The organism is Helicobacter enhydrae (assembly GCF_001693335.1).
In the GTDB taxonomy this organism is placed as follows: domain Bacteria; phylum Campylobacterota; class Campylobacteria; order Campylobacterales; family Helicobacteraceae; genus Helicobacter_G; species Helicobacter_G enhydrae.
The window spans coordinates 909,531-933,988 of sequence record NZ_CP016503.1 but is presented as its reverse complement, the minus strand read 5'-3'; the positions used below and the strand labels follow the sequence as shown (position 1 = coordinate 933,988).

Below are 24,458 nucleotides of genomic sequence, written 5' to 3'. Positions count from 1 at the left end.
GAAATAAAATGGCTAAAGAAAAATTTGTAAAAAGCAAACCACATGTGAATGTGGGAACAATCGGGCATGTCGATCATGGTAAAACAACGCTTAGTGCGGCAATTTCTGCTGTTTTGGCAACAAAAGGTTTGGCAGAACTCAAGGACTATGACAATATCGACAATGCTCCAGAGGAAAAAGAAAGAGGGATTACGATTGCAACTTCTCACATTGAGTATGAGACAGAAAATCGTCACTATGCACATGTGGATTGTCCAGGACACGCGGATTATGTTAAAAACATGATTACTGGTGCGGCTCAAATGGACGGAGCGATCCTTGTTGTTTCAGCAGCAGATGGTCCTATGCCTCAAACAAGAGAGCACATCCTTTTGTCTCGTCAAGTTGGTGTGCCTTATATCGTTGTGTTTTTGAATAAGCAAGATATGGTCGATGATGCTGAGTTGCTAGAGCTTGTAGAAATGGAAGTGAGAGAGCTTTTGAGCAGCTATGATTTCCCAGGCGATGATACTCCTATCGTTGCAGGTTCTGCACTCAAAGCTTTGGAAGAAGCAAAAGCTGGAACCGTTGGAGAGTGGGGAGAGAAAATTCTCAAATTGATGGCTGAAGTAGATGCTTATATCCCAACACCAGAAAGAGATACAGATAAAACTTTCTTGATGCCTGTTGAAGATGTTTTCTCAATCGCAGGAAGAGGAACTGTTGTAACAGGAAGGATTGAAAGAGGTGTAGTGAAGATTGGTGATGAGGTTGAGATCGTTGGAATCAGAGACACACAAAAAACTACAGTTACAGGCGTAGAAATGTTCCGCAAAGAGATGGATCAAGGTGAAGCCGGAGACAATGTTGGTATCTTGCTTAGAGGAACAAAAAAAGAAGAAGTTGAAAGAGGTATGGTTCTCTGTAAGCCAGGTTCAATCACTCCTCACAAGAAATTTGAAGGCGAGATTTATGTTCTTTCAAAAGAAGAGGGTGGTCGTCATACACCATTTTTCAACAATTATCGCCCACAATTCTATGTGCGAACAACAGATGTGACAGGTGCGATTGAATTGCCTCAAGATACTGAAATGGTTATGCCTGGCGACAATGTTAAGATCACTGTATCACTTATCAGTCCTATTGCTCTTGAAGAAGGAACTCGCTTTGCGATCAGAGAGGGTGGAAGAACTGTAGGTGCTGGTGTCGTAACAAAAATTATTGAGTAGTTGGAACGATTATGAAAGTAAAGATTGGTCTAAAGTGTTCTGAGTGTGGTGACATTAATTACAGCACCACCAAGAACGCTAAAACAAATATAGAGAAGCTGGAGCTCAAGAAGTTTTGTCCAAGGTTAAACAAACATACGCTTCACAAAGAAGTTAAACTAAAGAGCTAAGACTCTTTAGTCCTAGGTCAGTAGCTCCAATGGTAGAGCGTCGGTCTCCAAAACCGAGTGTTGGGGGTTCGAGTCCCTCCTGACCTGCCAATTTTGAGAAATGAGATGCTTAGATGATAAGAAAAATAAGAAATTACTATCAAAACGCAAAAATTGAGTGGGGAAAGGTGATTTGTCCAACTAAGCAACAAGTAAAGGTTGCTTTTTTTGCTGTGATGTTAGTTGTGGCTGTTGTTACGATTTTTTTGGCTTTGGCTGATTTGATTTTGTCAGCTTCTGTATCAAGCATTTTGTAGAATTTTACTTAATTAATTGAGAGAGGTGAGGTGATGGATTGGTATGCTATACAGACATATTCAGGAAGTGAGCAGTCTGTAAAAAAAGCAATTCAGAATTTATTTCGTGAGTGCAATATGCAATCTCGCTTGGAAGACATTGTGGTTCCAACTGAGGATATCATAGAAATCAAAAATAGCAAAAAAAAAGTTGTGGAACGCAGTTTGTATCCAGGGTATGTTTTTATTAAGGTGGATTTGGATACAAAGTTGTGGCATTTGATTCAATCTCTCCCTCGCGTTGGTCGTTTCATTGGTGAAAGTAAAAAACCTACACCATTGAGCGAATCAGATATTAAGAATATTCTAGAAAAAGTTGAAAATAGAGCAGCACCTAAGCCAAAAATATTCTTTGACACCGGTGAAGTGGTGAGGATTGTTGATGGTCCTTTTGCCAATTTTACAGGCATTGTTGAAGAGTATGATATGGAACACGAAAAGCTTAAACTCAATGTTTCAATTTTTGGTAGAAACACTCCAGTGGAGATTTTGTATTCTCAAGTTGAGAAGATTGTTTAAATTTTAGAAAGGAGCTAAAGATGGCAAAAAAAGTTGTTGGAGAATTAAAACTTCAAATTCCTGCAGGAAAGGCAAATCCTTCTCCTCCTGTAGGTCCTGCATTGGGGCAAAGAGGGGTCAATATTATGGAGTTTTGTAAGGCATTTAATGAGAAAACCAAAGATATGGGAGACTTCAATATTCCTGTTATCATCACGGTGTATCAAGATAAAAGCTTTAGTTTTATCACGAAAAAACCTCCTGTGACAGATTTGATCAAAAAAGCGATTAAGTTGCAAAAGGGTTCAGATAATCCTCTAAAAAACAAAGTTGGGCAATTAACTCAGGCACAACTTGAGGAGATTGCAAAAACAAAAATGGAAGATTTGAATACGACAGACATTGAGGCTGCCAAAAAAGTTGTAGCTGGAAGTGCAAGAAGTATGGGAATCGAGATTGTAGATTAAGGTTTGGAGATAAGTATGGCAAAGAAAATATCAAAACGATTGAAAGATTTGGCTCAAAAGGTAGATGTCAATAAAACTTATGATGTAGAAAGCGGAGTTTCTACGCTTAAAACTCTTGCTTCAACAAAGTTTGATGAGACTGTAGAAATTGCTTTGAGATTGGGTGTAGATCCACGCCATGCCGATCAAATGATCCGTGGTGCTGTGGTTCTGCCTCACGGAACAGGACGCACTGTAAGGGTTGCTGTTTTTGCAAAAGGCATCAAAGCAGATGAGGCTAGAAATGCAGGAGCTGATATTGTTGGAGATGAGGATTTGGCTGAAGAGATCAAAAATGGAAATACCAATTTTGATATGGTGATTGCAAGTCCAGATATGATGGCTCTAGTTGGAAAAGTTGGAAGAATTTTGGGACCTAAGGGTTTGATGCCAAATCCCAAGACAGGAACGGTGACTGCTGATATTGCAAAAGCTGTAAGCAATGCCAAAAGTGGGCAAGTGAATTTCCGTGTAGATAAAAAAGGCAATATCCACGCTCCAGTTGGAAAGGCAAGTTTCCCTGCAGATCAGATTAGAGAGAATGTTTTGGAATTTGTTCGTGCTATCAATAGGTTGAAACCAGCAACTGCAAAGGGAAAATATATCAGAAACTCCGCCATTTCTTTGACTATGAGCCCTGCTGTTAGACTTGATTCTCAGGAATTGTTAGAAGTAAAATAGATCCTTGATGGGACTTTATCTTAGACTAAGATTATTGGTGCCTTGCGGCTTAATTCCCAATATATGTCCTTAAGTCTGAAAGGAGGAAAAATGACAAAGCAAGAAAAAATACAGATTGTTGAAACACTTAGCACAGAATTTGCTCAAGCAACGGCTGTCATTGTTTGTGATTACAAAGGTCTTAAAACTAAGCAACTTGAAGAATTGCGTAATGCTTCAAGAACGCAAGAGATCAAAGTCCAAGTGATCAAAAATACTTTGGCAAAAATTGCGATGAAACAAGCAGATTTACCTGAGAGCGAGTTGAAAGAAACAAATATCTTTATTTGGGGTCAAGATCAGATTGCTTTATCCAAGATCGTTTGCAAGTTTGCTCAGAGCAACAAAGAGACATTTGCACTCAAGTTTGGATATTTTGATAAAGCAGTTGTGGATATTGCACATATTGAAGCGATTTCTAAACTCCCAAGCAAAGATGAGTTGATTGGAATGTTGCTTTCAGTTTGGACTGGTCCGGCAAGATATTTTGCAACGGCACTTGATAATTTGAAAAAACAAAAAGAACAAGAATAAGGAGAAAAAAATGGCAATTACAAAAGAAGATGTGTTGGATTTTATTGGAAATCTTTCAGTGTTGGAACTTTCAGAACTTGTAAAAGAGTTTGAAGAGAAATTTGGTGTAAGTGCGGCTCCAACTGTAGTGGCGGGAGCAGGTGTAGCAGCGGCTGCAGGAGCAGGAGCTGAAGAGAAAACAGAATTCAATGTTGTGTTGGTTGATGGTGGAGCGAACAAGATTAATGCAATTAAGGCAGTAAGAGAGCTTACAGGTCTTGGTCTTAAAGAAGCAAAAGAGGCAGTTGAGCAAACTCCTTACACCATCAAAGAGGGTGCAAACAAAGAAGATGCTGAAGCAATGAAGAAAAAACTTGAGGAAGCTGGTGCTAAGGTTGAGATTAAATAACTCTTTAGTTGTCGCAAACTCATTGATGCCCGCTAGATTTTTCTAGAGGGCATTTTTATTTTAAGTTTTCTAATTAGAGTTCTTTTGCTTGGAGGACTTTATTTAGAGTGCTTAACTCTTGAATGAATTTATCAAAATTAGAGGATATGCTATGAAAAATGATCTAAAAAGTAGGCTACGCATCGATTTTACAAAAAATCCACAAAATTTAGAAGTTCCAAATTTATTGCTTTTGCAACGCGATAGTTATGATTCTTTTTTGTCCTCGACAGAATCACGCGAAAGTGGCATTGAGAAAGTTTTCAAATCCATTTTCCCTATCCAAGATGTGCAAAATCGCGTTACTTTGGAGTATATGGGTTGCGAGTTTGGAAAACCAAAATACACAGCAACAGAGGCGATGATCCGTGGGATCACTTATTCTATTCCCCTCAAAATTAAGGTTAGATTGATTTTGTGGGACAAAGATGAAAAAACCGGGGAAAAAATCGGAATCAAGGATGCCAAAGAGCAAAGCATTTTTGTCCGCGAGATCCCATTGATGACTGATCGCACCTCTTTTATCATCAATGGTGTTGAGCGTGTAGTGGTCAATCAGCTCTATCGAAGCCCGGGCGTGATTTTCAAAGAAGAAGAGTCTAACACCGTTTCTAACAAGCTTATTTATACAGGACAAATCATCCCTGATCGAGGCTCTTGGCTTTATTTTGAATACGATGCCAAAGATGTCTTGTTTGCAAGAATCAACAAAAGAAGAAAAGTTCCTGTGACTATTATTTTTAGAGCGATGGGATATAGCAAACAAGAAATTATCAAGATGTTTTATTCCAATCTTACGATTCGCAATAAAAATGGCAAATATCTCACACTCTTTAATCCTCAAAATTTTGATGGTCGCTTAGAGTTTGATTTGAAAGATGAAAAAGGAAATGTCATCTTACAAGCCAACAAAAGATTGAGTGCCAAAAAAGCAAAACAACTACAAGATGAGGGCTTGACTTGGGTGGAATATCCTGCAGAAATTTTATTTACGCGTTATTTGTCAGAGCCGATTGTCGATGAAAGCACAGGTGAGATTTTGTTTGATACTTTGACTCAGCTTGATGAGGCTAAGCTCAAAAAAATGCAAGAACTCAAAGTTAAAGAGTTTCATATCGCCAATGATTTGGCAAGTGGATCTGATAAGTCAATCATTAATTCTTTTATCACAGATGCAGATTCGTTGAAACTGCTCAAGCAAACTGAAAAGATTGAAGATGAAAATGATTTGGCAGCAATCAGAATCTACAAAGTAATGCGACCTGGTGAGCCTGTGACAAAAGAAGTGGCTAAGCAGTTTGTCAAGCAGTTGTTCTTTGATCCTGAGCGTTATGATTTGACACGCGTTGGGCGTATGAAAATGAATCACAAGCTCGGTTTAAGTGTCCCAGATTATGTCACAGTCTTGACGCATGAGGATATTTTTGAGAGTGTGAAATATCTCATTAAAGTCAAAAATGGTCAAGGGCGTATCGATGATAGAGATCATCTAGGCAACAGAAGAATCCGTGCCATTGGAGAGCTTTTGGCAAATGAGTTGCATGTGGGGCTTGTGAAGATGCAAAAGGCTATCCGTGATAAGCTTACAACGATGAGTGGGCAGTTTGAAACAGTGATGCCTCACGATTTGATCAATTCCAAAATGATTACTTCCACTATTATGGATTTTTTCACAGGAGGGCAGCTCTCTCAATTTATGGATCAAACAAATCCACTTTCAGAGGTGACACACAAGCGAAGATTGTCAGCTTTGGGTGAGGGTGGTTTGGTCAAAGAGCGTGTTGGATTTGAGGCAAGAGATGTGCATCCTACGCATTATGGACGCATTTGCCCTATCGAAACTCCAGAGGGACAAAACATTGGTTTGATCAACACACTCTCTACTTTTACGCGTGTGAATGATTTGGGATTTATTGAAGCACCTTACAAAAAAGTCAAAGATGGCGTGGTGAGCAATGAGGTGGAATATCTGACTGCGACACAAGAAGAGGGCTTAGTCATTGCTCCTGCAAGCACAAAAGTCGATGAGAATGGACACATCGTGGAGGATCTGATCGAGGTGCGCAAAGATGGCGAGATTATTTTGAGCGAGAAGAGCAAGGTGGATTTGATTGACCTCAGTCCGCGTATGCTTGTGGGTGTGGCGGCTTCACTGATTCCATTCCTTGAGCACGATGATGCAAACCGTGCATTGATGGGTTCTAATATGCAACGCCAAGCTGTTCCTTTGCTCAAGCCTTCTGCTCCAATGGTTGGAACAGGGATTGAAAAAGTGATTGCCCGTGATTCTTGGGAAGCTGTAAAAGCAACGCGTGCAGGGGTGGTAGAAAAAATCGATTCTAGAAACATTTATATTTTGGGTGAAGATGAAAATGGGGCGTTCATCGATCACTACGGCTTACAAAAAAATCTTAGAACCAATCAGAATACTTGCTTTACACAGAAGCCTATTGTTGCCGTTGGAGATCAGATTGAAGCGGGGCAAGTGATTGCAGATGGTCCAAGTATGGACAATGGCGAGTTGGCTTTGGGGCAAAATGTGCGTGTGGCATTTATGCCTTGGAATGGTTACAACTTCGAAGATGCGATCGTGGTCAATGAAAATTTGGTGAAAGATGATGCATTTACTTCTGTCCATATCTATGAAAAAGAGATTGAGGCAAGAGAACTCAAGCACGGAGCGGAGGACATCACAGCAGATATTCCCGGTGTGAGAGAGGAAGAAATCGCACATCTTGACAAAAGCGGGATTGTGAGGATTGGAACATATGTCAAGGCAGGAATGATCCTTGTGGGCAAAGTCTCTCCAAAAGGCGAGATTAAACCAACACCAGAAGAGAGACTTTTGCGTGCCATTTTTGGAGAAAAAGCCGGACATGTTGTCAATAAATCATTGTATTGCCCACCTTCTCTTGAGGGAACCGTGGTAGATGTGAAGATTTTTACCAAAAAAGGCTATGAAAAAGACGAGCGTGCAATCAGTGCTTATGAGCAAGAAAAATCGATCCTAGATATTGACCACCACGATCGTTTGACAATGCTTAATAAAGAGGAGATGTTGCGTATTACTTCTATTTTGGCAAAAGAAAAACTTGCTCAAGATGCGACAATGGGTGAGAAAAAATTCAAAAAAGGCACATTGATTCCTAGAGAGGAGATTGCCAATATCAATCGTTTCGCCCTTAATTCTTTGATCAAAAACTATTCCAAAGAGATACAAGCTCAATATGAGCAAATCAAAAGCAATTTCTTAGAGCAGAAAAAGACTTTGGGTGAAGAGCACGAAGAGAAATTGGCAATTTTGGAAAAAGATGACATCTTGCCAAGCGGGGTGGTCAAACTTGTCAAAATCTATGTCGCCACTAAGCGTAAATTGAAAGTTGGGGACAAAATGGCTGGACGCCACGGAAACAAAGGTATCGTGTCCAATATCGTTCCAGCAGTAGATATGCCTTATACTGCCGATGGTGAGGCTGTGGATATTGTGCTCAATCCTTTGGGTGTGCCAAGCCGTATGAACATCGGACAGATTCTAGAAGTGCATTTGGGGCTTGTGGGTAGGAATCTAGGACATCAAATCCAAGCAATGTTGCAAGAGCAAACTACAGATTGGATCGAGCGTGTGAAAGAAAAGATTCTTGAAATCTCAATTCTTGTCACTTCAAAAAGTGCAGATGTCCAAAAATGGGTGCAATCTCTCACGCAAGATGAATTGATCGCATACGCCAAAGATTGGAGCAAGGGCGTCAAATTTGCGATCCCTGTGTTTGAGGGCATTGAGCAAGAAAAATTCAATCAGCTGTTTGATATGGCACAAATCGCATTGGATGGAAAATGTGAGCTTTATGATGGAAAAACCGGAGAAAAAATCAAAGAGCGTGTGAATGTGGGCTATATGTATATGCTCAAACTCCACCATTTGGTAGATGAAAAAGTCCATGCAAGAAGCACCGGTCCTTATAGCCTTGTCACCCAACAACCTGTAGGAGGGAAAGCCCTCTTTGGAGGTCAAAGATTTGGAGAGATGGAAGTTTGGGCATTGGAGGCTTATGGAGCTGCCCATACGCTCAAAGAAATGCTCACGATCAAATCCGATGATACAGAGGGACGCGTGAGGGCATACAAAGCGATTACGCGTGGTGAAACGGTTGGAGAATCTGACATTCCTGAAACTTTCTATGTGCTTTCTAAAGAGTTGCAGTCTTTGGGGCTTGATGTCAATGTGTATGGCAATGAGCTCGATGAGTTTGGCAACAAAAAACCTTTGGTGATCAAAGAAGACGATCGCCCCAAGGATTTCAATGCGTTTCAGTTGGTTCTTGCAAGTCCAGAGACGATTCTTGGTTGGTCACACGGAGAAGTCAAAAAGCCTGAAACAATCAATTATCGGACACTTAAGCCAGAGCGAGATGGATTGTTCTGCACCAAAATCTTTGGTCCGGTTAGAGATTATGAGTGCTTGTGTGGCAAGTATAAAAAAATGCGTTACAAGGGTGTTGTGTGCGAGAAATGTGGCGTAGAGGTCACAAGTGCAAAAGTAAGACGCTCTAGAATGGGGCATATTGAGCTTGTCAGCCCTGTAGCACACATTTGGTATGTCAATTCCTTGCCTAGTCGTATCGGAACGCTCCTTGGAGTGAAAGTCAAAGATTTGGAAAGAGTGCTTTATTATGAAGCATATATTGTCAAAGAAGCCGGAGAGGCTTACTATGACAATGAAAAAACAAAGCCTGTGATGAAATATGATGTCTTAAACGAGGAGCAATTCCAAAGCATCAATCAGCGTTTTGAAATGACAGGTTTTGTGGCTCAAATGGGTGGGGAGGCTGTCAAAGATTTGCTTGAGCAATTGGATTTGGTTGCATTGCTCTCTCATCTCAAAGAAGAAGTGAAAGTGACAACAGCAGAATCCAAAAAGAAAACCTTGATCAAGCGTCTCAAAGTCGTCGAGAGCTTCGTGGCTAGTGGCAACAGACCTGAGTGGATGATCCTCACAGTGTTGCCTGTGTTACCTCCAGATTTGAGACCTCTAGTGGCTCTTGATGGTGGGAAATTTGCCGTGAGTGATGTCAATGACTTGTATCGCAAGGTGATCAATCGTAATCAGAGATTGAAGCGTTTGATGGAGCTTGATGCCCCAGAGATTATTATCCGCAATGAAAAAAGAATGTTGCAAGAAGCTGTAGATGCGTTGTTTGATAATGGACGCAATGCAAATGCTGTCAAAGGTGCCAATAAGCGACCACTCAAATCCCTCTCTGAAATCATCAAAGGAAAACAGGGGAGATTCCGCCAAAACTTGCTTGGAAAGCGTGTGGATTTCTCAGGGCGTAGCGTGATTGTTGTAGGACCAAATCTGAGAATGGATCAATGTGGTTTGCCCAAAAATATGGCACTTGAACTTTTCAAACCTCATTTGCTCTCAAAGCTTGAGGAAAAAGGTTATGCCACAACAATCAAGCAAGCCAAAAAGATCATTGAGCAAAAATCCAATGAGGTTTGGGAGTGTTTGCAAGAAGTCGTAGAGGGATACCCAGTTTTGCTCAATCGTGCACCTACCTTGCACAAGCAATCAATCCAAGCTTTCCACCCCAAGCTAATTGATGGCAAAGCGATTCAGTTGCACCCACTTGTGTGTTCTGCATTTAACGCAGACTTTGATGGTGACCAGATGGCTGTGCATGTGCCGCTTTCTCAAGAAGCGATCACAGAGTGCAAGATTTTGATGCTTAGCTCGATGAATATTTTGCTCCCTGCGAGTGGAAAAGCTGTTGCAGTGCCAAGTCAGGATATGGTTTTGGGGCTTTATTATCTCTCCCTTGAAAAAGACGGCGTAAAAGGGGAGCATAAGCTATTCTCTGGAGTTGATGAGATAATGATTGCTATTGAGCTTGGAGCTTTGGACATCAATGCAAAGATCAAGGTTTCATATAAGCACAAGATGATTCATACCACTGCAGGGCGTATGATTTTGCACTCTGTCCTTCCTGATTTTGTTCCAACTGAGCTTTGGAATCGCGTAATGAAGAAAAAAGACATTGGCAATTTGATTGATTATGTCTATAAAGTCGGAGGGATTGGAATCTCTGCAAGATTTTTGGATGCTTTGAAAGATTTGGGCTTCAAATATGCGACAAAGGCAGGGGTGTCTATCTCTGCTGCAGATATTATTGTGCCTGAGAACAAGCACAAGGCGATTGAGGCTTCAAAAGCCAAAGTCAAAGAGATCCAAGCTCAATTTGAATCAGGACTTCTTACCGAGCAAGAGCGTTACAACAAAATTATTGATATTTGGACAGACACAAATAACAATATGAGCAAAGAGATGATGAGTCTAGTGGAGAGTGACAAAGGTGGATTCAACTCTATCTATATGATGGCTGATTCGGGTGCGAGAGGTAGTGCTGCACAAATCAGACAGCTCTCTGCAATGAGGGGCTTGATGGCAAAACCTGATGGGACAATTATTGAAACTCCGATTGTTTCAAACTTCAAAGAGGGCTTGAATGTGTTGGAGTATTTTACCTCTACGCACGGAGCGAGAAAGGGACTTGCAGATACCGCTCTCAAAACTGCAAATGCGGGATATTTGACAAGAAAGCTTATCGATGTGTCTCAAAATATGAAAGTCGTATCTGAGGATTGTGGGACACACGAGGGAGTGGAGATCGCAGATATTACCGTGGGAAGTGAGATGATTGAGCCTATGGAAGAGCGAATCTTGGGGCGTGTGTTGGCAAGAGATGCAATCGATCCTATCACCAATGAAATGCTTGTGAGTGAAGGCACGATGATTGATGAAGAAATGGCACAAAAAATCAAAGAGGCAGGGTTGAAGTCTGTCATCATCCGCACTCCTGTCACTTGTAAGGCAGAAAAAGGAATCTGCTCTAAGTGCTATGGTCTCAATCTTGGAGAGGGCAAGATGGTCAAACCAGGGGAGGCTGTGGGAGTGCTTGCAGCTCAATCTATTGGTGAGCCGGGAACTCAGCTCACTTTGAGAACTTTCCACGTGGGTGGAACGGCTTCAAGAAGTGCAGAAGAGCGTCAAGTTGTTGCAAGCAAAGAAGGGATCGTGCGATATTACAATATTAGAACTTTCTCAAACAAAGAGGGCAAAGCAATCATTGCCAACCGCAGAAACGCCGCTATTTTGCTTGTTGAGCCAAAGATCATCGCTCCATTTGATGGTAAGGTGCAGATCGAATCTGTGCATGATGAAGCCATCGTCTCTGTCATAGCCAAAAAAGAACAAGCGAAGTTTGTTTTGCGTAAAGATGATATTGCCAAACCAAATGAACTTGCAGGAATCAGCGGAAATATCGAAGGTAAATTGTTCTTATCTTGTGAGGCGGGGGACAATATTCAGAGTGGGCAGTGCATCGTAGAAATCATCAACGATGGTTGGAATGTTCCAAATCGTATTCCTTATGGAAGTGAGCTTAATATCCAAGATGGGACATCGATCGCTCAAGATATTTTTGCACAAGCGTCAGGGGTGGTCAAGTATTATGCGTTGGAAGTGGATTCATTGCGTAGAATGGACAAAATCAAATCCGGCGAAGTGGTGAAACATCAAGGCTTGTTTGCTGTGATTATTGATGAAAACGACAGAGAGGCTTGCAGATATTATATTGCCAAGGATTCCAAACTTGCTGTTGCTGATGGATCAATGGTCAAAGTGGGCGATGCAGTTGCTCAAGCACACAATCAGTCCGAAAAAGTCATTGCGACTTGGGATCCTTATAGCACACCTGTGATTGCTGAACTTGCAGGACGCGTGGTTTATGAGGATATTATCCCGGGGATCACTGTTGCTGAGCAGATTGATGAGAGCACAGGGCAGACTTCTTTGGTGGTCAATGAGTATTTCTCCAATACTTATAAACCAGCTATCACGATTGAGGATAGCAATGGCAATAAGACAACTTATCGTTTGGAGGCACAGACATCGATTATGGTGGCTGATGAGAGCAAGGTGGAGTTGGCAGAGATCATTGCCAAAACTCCAAAAGCCCTTGCAAAATCCAAAGATATTACAGGAGGTCTCCCTAGAGTTTCTGAACTCTTTGAAGCGCGTAAGCCAAAAGACATCGCAATCCTCTCTGAGCTTGATGGTGTCGTGAGCTTTGGCAAACCTGTGAGAGGCAAAGAGAAAATCATAGTGACTGCCGAAGATGGTCGCGTCGGAGAATATTTGGTGGATAAAAACAAAAAAATCTTGGTGCATCACAATGAGTTTGTTCACGCAGGTGAGGCGATGACAGATGGCATCGTTTCAAGTCACGATATTTTGAGAATCAGCGGTGAAAAAGAGTTGCACAAATACATCATCAGTGAAGTGCAACAAGTTTATCGCCGTCAAGGTGTGAGTATCGCAGATAAGCATATCGAAATCATTGTGTCTCAAATGTTGAGGCAAGTGAAGATTGTTGATAGCGGTGATACCAAATTTATAGAAGGCGACTTGGTGAGCAAACGCCATTTCAAGCAAGAAAATGAGCGTATTATGAGGCTTGGAGGTTCTCCAGCTATTGCTGAGCCAGTATTGCTTGGTATCACAAGGGCAGCCATTGGAAGTGATAGCATCATTTCTGCTGCTTCATTCCAAGAGACAACAAAGGTTCTGACAGAGGCTTCAATCGCTGCCAAAACAGATTATTTGGAGGATTTAAAAGAAAATGTTGTCTTGGGTCGTATGATTCCTGTTGGAACAGGTTTTCATAAAAACTACAAATTCAAGGTAAGGGTCAATTAGTGAGGTTTCTTATGTAGTTTGAAGCTACATAAGATTAAAACAAGCAAAAATAGGATAGAATGTCCGCATTTTTTATTTTAATTTTATTAAGGGAGTTAAATCGTGCCTACGATACAGCAATTGATTAGAAAAGAAAGAAAAAAAGTTGTCAAAAAGACAAAATCTCCAGCATTGGTTGAGTGTCCTCAAAGAAGAGGCGTTTGCACTCGTGTTTATACTACGACACCCAAGAAGCCAAACTCGGCGTTAAGGAAGGTTGCAAAGGTTAAGCTTACAAGCAAATTTGAAGTGATTAGCTACATTCCGGGTGAAGGTCACAATTTGCAAGAGCACTCTATCGTTTTGGTAAGAGGCGGAAGGGTCAAAGACTTGCCTGGTGTGAAGTATCATATTGTTCGTGGAGCGTTGGATACTGCAGGTGTGGCGAAGAGAACTGTATCACGCAGTAAGTATGGTGCAAAAAAAGCAAAAGCTGATAAGAAATAAGGAGTATAGACAATGAGAAGAAGAAAAGCCCCAGTGCGAGAGGTTTTGGGAGATCCTGTGTATGGGAATAAGGTGGTGACAAAATTTATCAACAAAATGATGTATGATGGCAAAAAAAGTGTGGCTGAGAAAATCATTTATGCCGCATTTATGAAAATCGAGGAAAAAAGTGGAGAAAAGGGGATTGAGACATTTGAAAAGGCATTAGAAAAAGTGAAGCCTTTGGTTGAGGTCAGAAGTCGTCGCGTTGGTGGTGCAACTTATCAAGTGCCTGTAGAAGTGCGTCCTGCACGACAACAATCTCTCTCGATTCGTTGGATTTTGGAGGCAACACGCAAAAGAAATGAACGCACAATGATTGATCGTTTGGCAAATGAATTGATTGATGCAGCCAATGATCGCGGTGCAGCTTTCAAAAAAAGAGAAGATGTGCATAAAATGGCTGAAGCTAACAAAGCTTTTGCACATTATCGCTGGTAACTTACGCGCTCCTTTTTGCGGGAGCTGATTCTCCAAACATTAAAATTAAGGAAAAACAATGGCAAGAAAAACCCCATTAAATAAAATTAGAAATATTGGTATTGCTGCTCATATTGATGCTGGTAAAACGACTACTTCTGAGAGAATCTTGTTTTATACAGGTGTGAGCCATAAGATTGGTGAGGTGCATGATGGTGCGGCAACGATGGACTGGATGGAGCAAGAAAAAGAAAGAGGGATCACAATCACCTCTGCTGCAACGACTTGTTTTTGGAAAGATTGCCAAATCAACTTGATTGACACTCCGGGGCATGTGGATTTCACAATCGAAGTTGAACGATCTATGAGGGTGCTTGATGGTGCGGTAGCAGTTTTCTGTTCTGTTGGTGGTGTGCAACCTCAAAGTGAGACCGTATGGAGACAGGCAAATAAATATGGCGTCCCAAGAATGGTTTTTGTCAATAAAATGGATCGTATCGGAGCAAACTTCTACAATGTAGAGGAGCAAATCAAAGCAAGGCTCAAAGCCAACCCTGTGCCTATTAATATCCCTATTGGTGCTGAAGATTCTTTCAAGGGTGTGGTTGATTTGATTGCGATGAAAGCGATTGTTTGGAATGATGAAACAATGGGTGCAAAATATGACATCGAAGACATTCCTGCGGATTTGATTGAAAAAGCCAATGAGTATCGCGAGAAGCTTGTTGAAGCCGCAGCAGAGCAAGATGAGGCTTTGATGGAAAAATATCTTGGGGGAGAGGAGCTTAGCGTAGAGGAGATCAAAAAGGGGATCAAGGCGGGTTGTTTGAGTATGAATCTCATTCCAATGCTTTGTGGTTCCTCATTCAAAAACAAAGGTGTGCAAACATTGCTTGATGCTGTGATTGATTTCTTGCCTGCACCAACAGAGGTTGTGGATATCAAAGGGATTGATCCAAAAACAGAAGAAGAGATCAGCGTAAAATCTGGAGATGAGGGAGAGTTTGCTGGACTTGCTTTCAAAATCATGACAGATCCATTTGTAGGACAGCTTACTTTTGTGAGGGTGTATCGTGGAATGTTAGAATCAGGAAGCTATGTTCTCAACTCTACAAAAGGCAAAAAAGAGAGAGTGGGTAGATTGCTCAAAATGCACTCCAACAAACGCGAGGACATCAAAGAGGTTTATGCAGGGGAAATCTGTGCTTTTGTGGGCTTGAAAGACACTCTCACTGGAGATACACTTTGTTCAGACAAAGATCCTGTGATTTTGGAGAGGATGGAGTTCCCAGAGCCTGTGATCCACATCGCAGTTGAGCCAAAAACAAAAGCTGATCAAGAAAAAATGGCTGTGGCTCTTGGCAAACTTGCGGAGGAAGATCCAAGCTTTAGAGTAAGCACTCAAGAGGAAACAGGGCAAACTCTCATCGGTGGAATGGGTGAGTTGCACCTTGAGATCATTGTGGATCGCTTGAAGCGTGAGTTTAAAGTGGAAGCAGAGATCGGACAACCTCAAGTGGCATTCCGTGAGACTATTCGTGGCTCTGTAGAGCAAGAATGCAAATACGCCAAACAATCCGGTGGTCGTGGGCAGTATGGACATGTTTTCATCAAGCTTGAGCCAAAAGAAGCGGGAAGTGGATATGAGTTTATCAATGATATTTCTGGTGGTGTGATTCCAAAAGAATACATTCCTGCGGTGGATAAAGGGATCCAAGAAGCGATGCAAAGCGGTGTGTTGGCAGGTTATCCTGTAGTGGATTTCAAAATCACACTTTTTGATGGAAGTTACCACGATGTGGATTCTAGTGAAATGGCGTTTAAAATCGCAGGTTCTATGGCTTTCAAAGACGCTTGTCGCAAGGCAAATCCGGTATTGCTTGAGCCTATGATGAAAGTCGAAGTCGAAGTGCCAGAGGAATATATGGGTGATGTGATTGGGGATCTCAATCGTAGAAGAGGGCAAATCAACTCGATGGATGATCGTATGGGGCTAAAGATTGTCAATGCGTTTGTGCCATTGGCTGAAATGTTTGGATACTCCACAGACTTGCGTTCTGCGACACAAGGGCGTGGAACTTATACGATGGAATTTGATCACTATGGCGAAGTTCCATCAAATATTGCCAAAGAAATTACAGAGAAACGCAAAGGCTAACCTCTGTCAAGCACAAGAATCTCTCTTGTGCCAAACGACTATCACTGAAATTGAGGTTTGATATTTTCAACCCACTCTCTAATCCTACTATCTGTAAGATCATCTTGATTGTCTTCATCTAGAGCTAACCCGATAAATTCTCCATTGATAATGGCTTTGCTATCGCCAAAATCATAACCATCGGCTTTGGTTTGACCAATGATTGTGGCTTCTTTGGTTTTCTCATAAAGATAAAAAAGGCAATCACAATATGTGTCACTGTAGGTGTCTTGATCCCCCATTCCCACAAGTGCGATGACTTTGGATCCAAAGTCAGAAGGCGAAAATTGATCAAGGATCCTATCCCAATCATCTTGAAGCTCTCCGCTACCATAGGTGGAGCTTGCAAGAATCAGATTGTCAAACTTCAAAACATCTTCTTTGCTGGATTTGGCAATATCTTGCAACACGGCATTTTCCTCACCCAAAGCCTCCATAATTTTTCTACAAGCACTTTGGGTGTTGCCACCATCGCTACCATAAAAAATTCCCACTTTTTTCATCACGGACTCCTTTGTATGATTTCCACACCCCACACTAAGATATTTAGCAGAAAAAGATAAGTTTTTGTTTAAAGTTGAGAATAGTTATTGGAATCTTTTGTTGATGCAGACAGCAAAAGTTTGGAGGGAATGGCTATTGATCTGACATCTTGCAAGAGTGATTCTGATCTAGGCTAACTATTTTTTGTCTTTACTTCTTTTGCGATGAGCCCACTAAAAGCAAAATGTAAAGATTTGACTTAATCGCTGAGTGTCTTTTGCTTATCGTTATTGGGCATCGAGCTATACGCAGATATGGGAGTGCGAGGTTTGCGACATAAGTCATAATCGATGATTGATGGCATTGTTTTGTGAGATAAAAGTGACACAAATGCACTAAAATATCAAGATGATAAATTATTTGGCTTAAAGGTTTGCGATGTTTTCAGTTAGATTGATGGGTGGGCTTGGAAATCAAATGTTTATTTATGCATTTGCCAAGGCAATAAAGGCTCAAGGCTATCCTGTGAGGCTGTTTTATTATGATACCGATTACAATGTGCCTCAAACGCACAATATTCGCAATTTGGAGATAGTGGATTTTGGGCTTAATTTGCCTATACAACGCCTCTGTAGCAAAGGAATACATCGAAATGTCAAGAGAATCATTGCTTTTATACATCGCAAGATTGCAAAATATTTATTCACATTTGTCTCTGATTGTCACAATGTTTCCCCTACAAAAGATTTTCTAGATACTCTTAATCCTAATGCAATGTTTAATGGCTATTTCCAAAATGTTGTATTTTTCGATCATCTCAGAGAATCGTTGTTGCGGGATTTTACACTCAAAAGACCTCTCACACCTGCCAATGAGGCTTTGAAACATCAAATCTTGCAAACCCCCAATTCTTGCTTTTTGCATATTCGTCGCGGCGATTTTTTGCCACTTCCTGAGTATATTCAACTCGATTCCACCGCATACTACAACAATGCAATCAAGGCACTAAAAGACAAGATCTCAAAGCCCCATATCTTTGTTTTTAGCAATGACATTGCTTGGTGCAAAGAATTTTTCTTGGATTCTTTGGATCCACTTGTGATTGAAAATGTGACATTTAGCTTTGTAGAAAACAATGATGAAGGCAATGCGATTGAGGAAATGGAACTAATGCGTTCTTGCCAACACGCCATTATTGCTAATTCTACATTTAGCTGGTGGGCTGCTTATTTGATTGACTCTGCACAAAAACTCTGCATTATGCCACAGAGATTTTATGGCATACAACAAGAGGAGAATTGTGATATCCCCCCCCCCCCACATACTCTCGCCGTTTATTCCAAAAACTAATGGCAGTTGGATAGTGGTCGGCATTTAAGAGCGACGATTTTGCAAAGTTTGGTTTTTAATCAGAACTTCGTCGCTCAGAATCCATTGAGTCTTCTTGTGGGCTCTTGCTGTTTTCTAGTTTATATACACATACAACGCTGACAAAGAAAAGCTGTAGAAAAACTATTGTTTTGTATATGTTTTCAGGCTTATACGCATTTTAGGTCCTTATAAATTCTGCGTCAGAGCATTGCGAAAAGATTGCTATTTTGGGGCAGTGGAAAAAATAAAGCTTGGAAACAAAGATGAAACAAAAGAGTGGAATCTCAATACAATTCACTCAAAGCAAAACCATCAGAGTCTCACCAGTGTTTTGGAGGTTGTGATAAAATAAGAAAAACCCAAATAAAGTGAGACAATGGACCATTATCAATACAGCGAACTACTCAAAGAGCTTGACAACAAATGTCAAAATATCGCCCAAATCATCAAGCCCCACTCCATTCAAGCACAACTTGAAGACATTGCGGCTTTGGAGCAAGATCCAAGCTTTTGGAGCGATGTCAAGAGGGCAGGAGAGATGGGCAAACAGAAAGCGAAGCTTAAGCGTTTGTTGCAGACTTATGAGGATGCCAATGGGGCTTTGCAGGACGCTCAAGAGCTATTTGAGCTTGCAGAGGGCGATGAGGGGATCCTCCAACAGCTTTTCCTCCAAAGCCACGAGTTGGAGGAGGCGATCAAAAAAGTTGAGATCGAAGTGATGTTGAGCGATGAGTTTGATTCTGCCAATGCCATCATTACTATCCAGCCCGGAGCCGGTGGGACAGAGAGTCAGGATTGGGGGAGTATTTTGTATCGTATGTATTTGCGATGGGCAGAACGCAGGGGATTCAAAGTGGAGCTTTTGGACTATCAAGACGGCGAGGAGGCAGGGATCAAGGGCGTGGCTTTTATCATCAAAGGTGAAAATGCCTATGGATATATGAAAAACGAAAATGGCGTGCATCGTTTGGTCAGAATCTCCCCATTTGATGCCAATGCCAAACGGCATACGAGTTTTTCAAGCGTGCAGGTTAGCCCAGAATTGAGCGAGGACATCGAGATCGTGATCGAAGAAAAAGACATCCGAATCGACACCTATCGTGCCAGTGGGGCAGGGGGACAACATGTCAATAAAACAGAATCAGCCATTCGTATCACGCACCTTCCCACAGGGATCGTGGTGCAGTGCCAAAACGACAGAAGTCAGCACAAAAACAAAGCCACAGCATTCAAGATGCTACAATCCAAACTCTATGAGCTTGAGAAAGAAAAACAAGACGCCCCAAGCAACAATCAAGACAAAAGTGAAATCGGATGGGGACATCAGATCAGAAGCTATGTGTTGGCACCTTATCAGCAAGTGAAAGACTTGCGAAGCAATCTCGCTTATAGCAATGTTGAGGCGATTTTGGATGGGGATTTGGATGAAATGATTGAGGGGGTTTTGGTGCATGGTGCAAAATAGTATTTCACAAATCGAAGAATTACTATTGCTGATCGTGGGTGCAAAAGAAGACAGCCTTGAAATGCTCAAAGCCATTGACAAGCTTAGCGCTTTCACGACGCAAATGCAGGGCAGGAATTCTTATATCCAGCATTGTTTGCAAGAGCAGTTGCGACTTTTTGCCCTTTTGGCAGAGCAAAATCCTCAAATGCCGATTTTTCAGAGTGCCCAAGATCAGATCAAGGAAGCCTTGACACATTCTCTCGCACTTGATCAGTTGGGGCGTAGGTGCCTTGAGGTGCTAGATGTCCGTGCGAGTTCGATGCAAGGGAGCGAGGGGATCGGCAAAGCACAGACATTGCTCAAAAGCGTGATCGCTTGTTTGGATATGTTGATTGGGGAGAAAATCAAAGAGCTCAACCAGATCACCTCTTTTAATCAAAGTGCCAATCAAGATACGCCAAACCAAAGTTTGCAAAATCTCAAACTCCACTTTAAAGGAAAATAATGACAAGCAAAGCCGAGTTGCTATCCCCAGCAGGAAACCTCACCAAGCTCAAAATCGCCCTTGCTTATGGTGCTGATGCAGTGTATGGAGGGGTGAGTCATTTTTCATTACGCAATCGTGCGGGCAAAGAATTCACACTAGAATCATTCAAAGAGGGGATTGATTATGCACATAGTTTGGGCAAAAAAGTGTATGTCACAATCAATGGATTCCCTTTCAACTCCCAGCTCAAGCTTTTGGAAAACCATATTCTCAAAATGGCTGAACTCTCGCCCGATGCTTTTATCATCGCTACACCGGGGGTCGTGCGATTGGCAAAAAAACTTGCTCCACATATCCCCATCCACCTCTCCACACAGGCTAATGTTTTGAATGTCCTTGATGCAGAGGTGTTTTATGAGCTTGGAGTCAAAAGGATCGTAGCAGCGCGTGAGATGAGCCTCTCTGATGCGGTAGAAATCAAAAAGCACCTTCCAGATTTGGAGCTTGAGATTTTTGTGCATGGCAGTATGTGTTTTGCGTTTTCAGGCAGGTGTCTGATTTCATCTTTGCAAAATGGCAGAGTCCCCAATCGTGGGAGCTGTGCCAATGATTGCCGCTTTGATTATGAGTATTATGTCAAAAACCCCGATAATGGCGTGATGATGAGGCTTGTAGAAGAAGAGGGCGTGGGGACACATATTTTCAATGCCAAAGATCTCAATCTCGCCTCTCACCTTGTAGAGATCCTTGCAAGTGGGGCGATTGACGCCCTCAAAATCGAGGGACGCACCAAGTCCAATTATTATACAGGAATCACTGCTAGAACTTATCGCAACGCAATTGATGATTTTTATGCCAAGCGTTTCAATAGCTTGAAATACCAAGAGGAGCTTGCAACGCTCAAAAACAGGGGCTTCACCGATGGTTATATTATGCATCGCCCCTATGAGCGTAGCGATACACAAAACCACAAAACAGCAATTAGCGAGGGGAGCTATCAAGTCAATGCCGAAGTGAGCGAATGTGGCAAGTGGTTTTCTTGTCGTCATACGATCAGGGTGGGCGAGAGCAAAGAGATTGTTGCACCCCATCACACAAATATCGAGTGCGTCAATAATGAAATCGGATACATCTATGAGCAAAATGGAAGATGGTTTGTGCGATTCCATAAGCTTGTCCTTGAAAATGGTGGGGAACTCAGCGAGATACATAGTGGGAATGTCAATCGTGTCGCCCTCCCTCACCCTCTCCCTCCGTTTAGCTTCCTAAGAGAGAAGTTGCATTAGGAGCGATTGATGCGAGATTGGACAAATTTGGAGGATTTTATCACTCAAACCCAATGTAGCAAAAAGCAGGTTTTGGAGCTCATCAAAAAACAAGAAATTGAAGCCAAAAAAATCAATGGAGTGATTTGTGTGCGTGAAAAAACAAATGCCCTAAGCACGATCCCTCAAGCCTTTGATTCTGAAAGCAGTGCATTGTGTGTGCAAGAAAGCATTGGGGGGATTTTGGAGATTCATTCCAAGTTTGCTATTGCCAAAGATGAAACAATCGCAATGCTCAAAAACGAAAACGAGTTTTTGAAAAATATGATTTTGTCCATTCAGGAAAACTATTCTGAAGATAGAAGCACGATTGCTCTTTTGAAAAAGGAGATTGAGGCTTTGAGAGAGGAGCATCAAAACTTGCAACAAAAATACAAATTGTTATGGAGTAGAAAAACTTCCAAAGATGAAAGCTAAAAAAGAATGTTTCTCTTGCCTACTCAATCAGGCTAGGGTGTGGAGCGAGGATGTAGCGGGTTATCAGAAGCTCTTAGATAGTGTAGTGCGAGATGAGAGTGGGGCTAGTCTGTGGCTCTCTCCCCCACAAATTGCTATCGATCTTTATGGCAAGATTGCCAAAGAATGCCAAAGCAAAGATTTGTATCAAACCATCAAGCAAGAATGTATCGCGAAAGCCTCTGCATTGCTCAAGCGTTTCCATACAGAGGATTTGAGCTTGGAAGAGGCGGTGAGGCTGTGTGCTTTGGGGAATGTGATTGATTATGGTTCTGCAAGTGCATTTGATATTGATTCGTTTGATTTTGCCTCGACATTGGGGCAGTTGGATTTTTGTATTTTTGAGTTTGAGGCATTTGTAGAAAACATCAAACGGGCAAAAAGCCTCGTGGTGCTTGGGGACAATGCAGGAGAAAATCTTTTTGATGAGTTGCTGATCCAACGACTCAAAAGAGAGTTTGAGAATCTTGACATCTATTATTTTGTGAGGGGAGCGCCTATCATCAATGATGTGACTTTGGCAGATTTGGATTCCCAAGAATGTCGCGGGATTTTTGACATCGCTGAAGTCGTGGATAGCGGGGTGAGAAGCCCCGGTTTTGTCTATGAGGATGCAACCCCTAAGGCTCAAAAGATTTATGACACTGCTGATGTGGTTTTGTCTAAAGGTATGGGGAATTTTGAGTGCTTAGAATCTATGCAAGATGCGCGTGTGTTTTTTCTTTTGAAAATCAAATGCAATGTGGTGGCAGAGGTGCTTGGAGAGCCACTGGGCAAAATGGTTTTGAAGCAAAACACAAACCAACGCAGATGAGGTAAGTATCCAATCAAACAAGGAGTGATATATGGAAAAATGGGCAATAGATTTCATCAAATGGTGTGATCAACATCAAATCGAGGTTCCTAGGACACAAGAAGAGCTTGAGAATCTAGAAACATTCAAAGCTGTGGGTAAGCAACTCACGGAACTCCACCCAAATATTTTCTATCTGAAGCGTCTTTTTAGGCTTATTCTTGATGACAATCTACTGAAAGATCTGCCATTGCTACCACCTAATGTTTTCACAATCTCAATGAAAAAGAATCTACTCATCGAAGTGCCTCAAAATATTGCCAAGCTTGAGGATTTGAGAAATCTTGCGTTGGGACGGAATATGATCAGAGAGATTCCTAGTTGGATTGGCAAATTCCCAGCACTCTATTCTTTTGAATGCCACGAGAACCACATCAAATCCCTTGAGCCATTGTCTCAATCAACTTCTTTGAATATTTTGGCAGTGCCATTCAATGAGATTGAGGATCTGACACCTGTGTATCATCTGACAAATCTCACGATACTAGATTTTTCAGGCAACAAAATACAAGCCTTTGATTCTAGAATCAGAAATCTCAAAAATCTTGAAGTGTTGGCAGGGATCAAAAACAAAATCGTGAAGTTTGATTTGGTGTTTTTGATCAAGAGGTTTTACAAGATGAGGGTGTATCTTGAGCTTTCCTCAGGGATGAAATTGAACTGCTATCTCTTGATGAAAAACATATTGAGTTCGCCATTTGCTAAGGCACTTGCAATCAAATACTACAAGCGACAGCAATTAGTAGAGGAGTGATGACAAGTAACACAAGGGGCATAAGACTTGATCAGCTAAGAGAATCAAAAATGAACAAAACAAAAAAATGATCAAAAATCCAAAAAATGTTTTAAAATTCTACATAAATTTCACAAAGGAAAGGATATAGATATGAAAAAAATCATATTGTCGTTGGTTGTAGGTTCGATGTTTGCAACTTCAGTGTTCGGGGGGGGGGGGTTACTCAAGAGCAACAAAAAGAGCTAGATAGAATCTTTGAGCAGCAAAAAGAGCTTGATCGAATCTTTGATGGATTAAGGGAGGCAATTTTAAGTAAGCCAGATTTAACAGATGCGAAAAGAAATGAAATGCTTGAAACATTGGCATTACAAAAGAAAAAGATAGAATCAAAATCTGATAGAGAGATTCAGAGCTATATTGATTCGTTCTCCAAAGAGAAGCAGGAAAAAATTCGAGCAGAAAATAAGATTTTTGGAATAACATTGGGTTCTTTAGGATTGACATCGGATACAATGTTTAATCTGGGGAAAACAGCCGTAAGATCTACATTGCTTGTAACTGCTGGTCCAAAATATAATATTACAAGACAAGAGTGGTCTCCGGCATTTCAAGATGGTTTTTACATAGGAATGCCTGTCGGAATAGGAGTGATGTTTAAAGGTGCGAGTAGTGCATTTGACACATCGTTTGTGATGCCTATTGGATTGGAGGCAAGCTATAAATTGGGTGGTGGTGGATTTGGATTTACAATAGGAACAAAATATGAATTTGCGTTGGAGGAATTAGGAACATTGCATATTGCTGATGTGTATGCAGGAATTCATCTAAGCACTTTCTTTTTTAGTGTGGGTTATATATTCTTTAGCAAGCAAAATATAACTCTTTTTAATCGCTCATTTGAAACTGATCCATTGAGTGGTGGGTTTAGCTTCCAATTTGCTGTCAGAATGTAATAAAACAAACCATCGCTTCTTTGTCTATTGCATACACGACGGATTGGGG

At 41.4% G+C, this 24,458-nt stretch carries 22 protein-coding genes and 1 tRNA gene; 21 read left to right on the top strand and 2 right to left on the bottom strand.

Annotated elements, in window-relative coordinates; genetic code table 11:
• Positions 1-8 precede the first annotated feature (8 nt).
• From tuf to fusA, 13 genes are all read left to right on the top strand, one after another.
• Positions 9-1,208, top strand: coding sequence for an elongation factor Tu (gene tuf, locus BBW65_RS04320; RefSeq protein ID WP_066340225.1), 1,200 nt, complete (start codon positions 9-11; stop codon positions 1,206-1,208).
• An 11-nt stretch (positions 1,209-1,219) separates the two neighbouring features.
• Positions 1,220-1,378, top strand: coding sequence for a 50S ribosomal protein L33 (gene rpmG, locus BBW65_RS04315; protein ID WP_066340223.1), 159 nt, complete (start codon positions 1,220-1,222; stop codon positions 1,376-1,378).
• Positions 1,379-1,392: 14 nt separating this feature from the next.
• Positions 1,393-1,468: transfer RNA gene (locus tag BBW65_RS04310), tRNA-Trp, on the top strand.
• 23 nt (positions 1,469-1,491) lie between these two features.
• Positions 1,492-1,674, top strand: coding sequence for a preprotein translocase subunit SecE (gene secE, locus BBW65_RS04305; RefSeq protein WP_066340222.1), 183 nt, complete (start codon positions 1,492-1,494; stop codon positions 1,672-1,674).
• A 33-nt stretch (positions 1,675-1,707) separates the two neighbouring features.
• Positions 1,708-2,232, top strand: a complete 525-nt coding sequence (gene nusG / locus BBW65_RS04300; protein WP_066340219.1) for a transcription termination/antitermination protein NusG — start codon at positions 1,708-1,710, stop codon at positions 2,230-2,232.
• A gap of 20 nt (positions 2,233-2,252) precedes the next feature.
• Entirely contained in the window at positions 2,253-2,678 is a 426-nt protein-coding gene (rplK, locus tag BBW65_RS04295) for a 50S ribosomal protein L11 (RefSeq protein WP_066340217.1), read from the top strand.
• A gap of 15 nt (positions 2,679-2,693) precedes the next feature.
• On the top strand, positions 2,694-3,398 hold the full coding sequence (rplA, locus tag BBW65_RS04290) for a 50S ribosomal protein L1 (RefSeq protein ID WP_066340209.1): 705 nt from the start codon (positions 2,694-2,696) through the stop codon (positions 3,396-3,398).
• A 90-nt stretch (positions 3,399-3,488) separates the two neighbouring features.
• A complete protein-coding gene (rplJ, locus tag BBW65_RS04285) occupies positions 3,489-3,971 on the top strand; it encodes a 50S ribosomal protein L10 (RefSeq protein WP_066340206.1) in 483 nt (160 codons plus the stop codon).
• A 10-nt stretch (positions 3,972-3,981) separates the two neighbouring features.
• On the top strand, positions 3,982-4,359 hold the full coding sequence (gene rplL / locus BBW65_RS04280; RefSeq protein WP_066340203.1) for a 50S ribosomal protein L7/L12: 378 nt from the start codon (positions 3,982-3,984) through the stop codon (positions 4,357-4,359).
• 151 nt (positions 4,360-4,510) lie between these two features.
• Positions 4,511-13,156, top strand: a complete 8,646-nt coding sequence (locus BBW65_RS04275; protein WP_066340200.1) for a DNA-directed RNA polymerase subunit beta/beta' — start codon at positions 4,511-4,513, stop codon at positions 13,154-13,156.
• A 102-nt stretch (positions 13,157-13,258) separates the two neighbouring features.
• On the top strand, positions 13,259-13,642 hold the full coding sequence (gene rpsL / locus BBW65_RS04270) for a 30S ribosomal protein S12 (protein WP_066340197.1): 384 nt from the start codon (positions 13,259-13,261) through the stop codon (positions 13,640-13,642).
• A 12-nt stretch (positions 13,643-13,654) separates the two neighbouring features.
• A complete protein-coding gene (gene rpsG / locus BBW65_RS04265) occupies positions 13,655-14,122 on the top strand; it encodes a 30S ribosomal protein S7 (RefSeq protein ID WP_066340194.1) in 468 nt (155 codons plus the stop codon).
• Positions 14,123-14,180: 58 nt separating this feature from the next.
• Positions 14,181-16,259 (top strand): elongation factor G, encoded by a 2,079-nt coding sequence (gene fusA, locus BBW65_RS04260; RefSeq protein WP_066340191.1) that lies wholly within the window; start codon positions 14,181-14,183, stop codon positions 16,257-16,259.
• A gap of 41 nt (positions 16,260-16,300) precedes the next feature.
• Here fusA and BBW65_RS04255 read toward each other — a convergent pair whose 3' ends face one another.
• Entirely contained in the window at positions 16,301-16,801 is a 501-nt protein-coding gene (locus tag BBW65_RS04255) for a flavodoxin (protein WP_066340188.1), read from the bottom strand.
• Positions 16,802-17,040: 239 nt separating this feature from the next.
• On the bottom strand, positions 17,041-17,169 hold the full coding sequence (locus BBW65_RS08095) for a hypothetical protein (protein ID WP_267886400.1): 129 nt from the start codon (positions 17,167-17,169) through the stop codon (positions 17,041-17,043).
• A 50-nt stretch (positions 17,170-17,219) separates the two neighbouring features.
• Between BBW65_RS08095 and BBW65_RS04250 the strand changes: the two genes are divergently transcribed.
• The 8 genes from BBW65_RS04250 (at position 17,220) to BBW65_RS04215 (ending at position 24,409) form a co-directional block, all read left to right on the top strand.
• On the top strand, positions 17,220-18,131 hold the full coding sequence (locus BBW65_RS04250) for an alpha-1,2-fucosyltransferase (protein ID WP_066340185.1): 912 nt from the start codon (positions 17,220-17,222) through the stop codon (positions 18,129-18,131).
• A gap of 397 nt (positions 18,132-18,528) precedes the next feature.
• Positions 18,529-19,617 carry a peptide chain release factor 2 gene (gene prfB / locus BBW65_RS04245; protein ID WP_066340183.1) on the top strand — a complete coding sequence of 363 codons (1,089 nt, stop codon included), beginning with the start codon at positions 18,529-18,531 and terminating at the stop codon, positions 19,615-19,617.
• The gene (locus tag BBW65_RS04240; RefSeq protein ID WP_199919383.1) at positions 19,607-20,104 is read left to right on the top strand and encodes a hypothetical protein; all 498 of its coding nucleotides are present in this window, start codon (positions 19,607-19,609) and stop codon (positions 20,102-20,104) included. The genes prfB and BBW65_RS04240 overlap by 11 nt, the downstream gene beginning before the upstream one ends.
• Entirely contained in the window at positions 20,104-21,372 is a 1,269-nt protein-coding gene (locus tag BBW65_RS04235) for a peptidase U32 family protein (RefSeq protein ID WP_066340179.1), read from the top strand. Before BBW65_RS04240 ends, BBW65_RS04235 begins: the two co-directional genes overlap by 1 nt.
• 9 nt (positions 21,373-21,381) lie before the next feature.
• Complete coding sequence (locus tag BBW65_RS04230) at positions 21,382-21,828, top strand: DUF3972 domain-containing protein (protein ID WP_066340177.1); 447 nt, start codon at positions 21,382-21,384, stop codon at positions 21,826-21,828.
• The gene (locus tag BBW65_RS04225; protein ID WP_066340173.1) at positions 21,818-22,681 is read left to right on the top strand and encodes a damage-control phosphatase ARMT1 family protein; all 864 of its coding nucleotides are present in this window, start codon (positions 21,818-21,820) and stop codon (positions 22,679-22,681) included. Before BBW65_RS04230 ends, BBW65_RS04225 begins: the two co-directional genes overlap by 11 nt.
• Before the next feature lie 31 nt (positions 22,682-22,712).
• Positions 22,713-23,474, top strand: a complete 762-nt coding sequence (locus BBW65_RS04220) for a leucine-rich repeat domain-containing protein (RefSeq protein WP_066340170.1) — start codon at positions 22,713-22,715, stop codon at positions 23,472-23,474.
• Between the two features lie 329 nt (positions 23,475-23,803).
• On the top strand, positions 23,804-24,409 hold the full coding sequence (locus BBW65_RS04215) for a hypothetical protein (protein ID WP_066340168.1): 606 nt from the start codon (positions 23,804-23,806) through the stop codon (positions 24,407-24,409).
• Positions 24,410-24,458: the final 49 nt, after the last annotated feature.

Bases quoted from the DNA above. Each gene is read 5' to 3' on its own strand.
- BBW65_RS04235 (WP_066340179.1), top strand. From the start codon at position 20,104: ATGACAAGCAAAGCCGAGTTGCTATCCCCAGCAGGAAACCTCACCAAG.
- rpsG (WP_066340194.1), top strand. From the start codon at position 13,655: ATGAGAAGAAGAAAAGCCCCAGTGCGAGAGGTTTTGGGAGATCCTGTG.
- BBW65_RS04215 (WP_066340168.1), top strand. From the start codon at position 23,804: ATGCTTGAAACATTGGCATTACAAAAGAAAAAGATAGAATCAAAATCT.
- BBW65_RS04275 (WP_066340200.1), top strand. From the start codon at position 4,511: ATGAAAAATGATCTAAAAAGTAGGCTACGCATCGATTTTACAAAAAAT.
- tuf (WP_066340225.1), top strand. From the start codon at position 9: ATGGCTAAAGAAAAATTTGTAAAAAGCAAACCACATGTGAATGTGGGA.
- rplA (WP_066340209.1), top strand. From the start codon at position 2,694: ATGGCAAAGAAAATATCAAAACGATTGAAAGATTTGGCTCAAAAGGTA.
- rpmG (WP_066340223.1), top strand. From the start codon at position 1,220: ATGAAAGTAAAGATTGGTCTAAAGTGTTCTGAGTGTGGTGACATTAAT.
- BBW65_RS04230 (WP_066340177.1), top strand. From the start codon at position 21,382: ATGCGAGATTGGACAAATTTGGAGGATTTTATCACTCAAACCCAATGT.
- rplL (WP_066340203.1), top strand. From the start codon at position 3,982: ATGGCAATTACAAAAGAAGATGTGTTGGATTTTATTGGAAATCTTTCA.
- fusA (WP_066340191.1), top strand. From the start codon at position 14,181: ATGGCAAGAAAAACCCCATTAAATAAAATTAGAAATATTGGTATTGCT.
- BBW65_RS04225 (WP_066340173.1), top strand. From the start codon at position 21,818: ATGAAAGCTAAAAAAGAATGTTTCTCTTGCCTACTCAATCAGGCTAGG.
- BBW65_RS04220 (WP_066340170.1), top strand. From the start codon at position 22,713: ATGGAAAAATGGGCAATAGATTTCATCAAATGGTGTGATCAACATCAA.
- rplJ (WP_066340206.1), top strand. From the start codon at position 3,489: ATGACAAAGCAAGAAAAAATACAGATTGTTGAAACACTTAGCACAGAA.
- prfB (WP_066340183.1), top strand. From the start codon at position 18,529: ATGGACCATTATCAATACAGCGAACTACTCAAAGAGCTTGACAACAAA.
- secE (WP_066340222.1), top strand. From the start codon at position 1,492: ATGATAAGAAAAATAAGAAATTACTATCAAAACGCAAAAATTGAGTGG.
- rplK (WP_066340217.1), top strand. From the start codon at position 2,253: ATGGCAAAAAAAGTTGTTGGAGAATTAAAACTTCAAATTCCTGCAGGA.
- BBW65_RS04250 (WP_066340185.1), top strand. From the start codon at position 17,220: ATGTTTTCAGTTAGATTGATGGGTGGGCTTGGAAATCAAATGTTTATT.
- BBW65_RS04255 (WP_066340188.1), bottom strand. From the start codon at position 16,801: ATGAAAAAAGTGGGAATTTTTTATGGTAGCGATGGTGGCAACACCCAA.
- nusG (WP_066340219.1), top strand. From the start codon at position 1,708: ATGGATTGGTATGCTATACAGACATATTCAGGAAGTGAGCAGTCTGTA.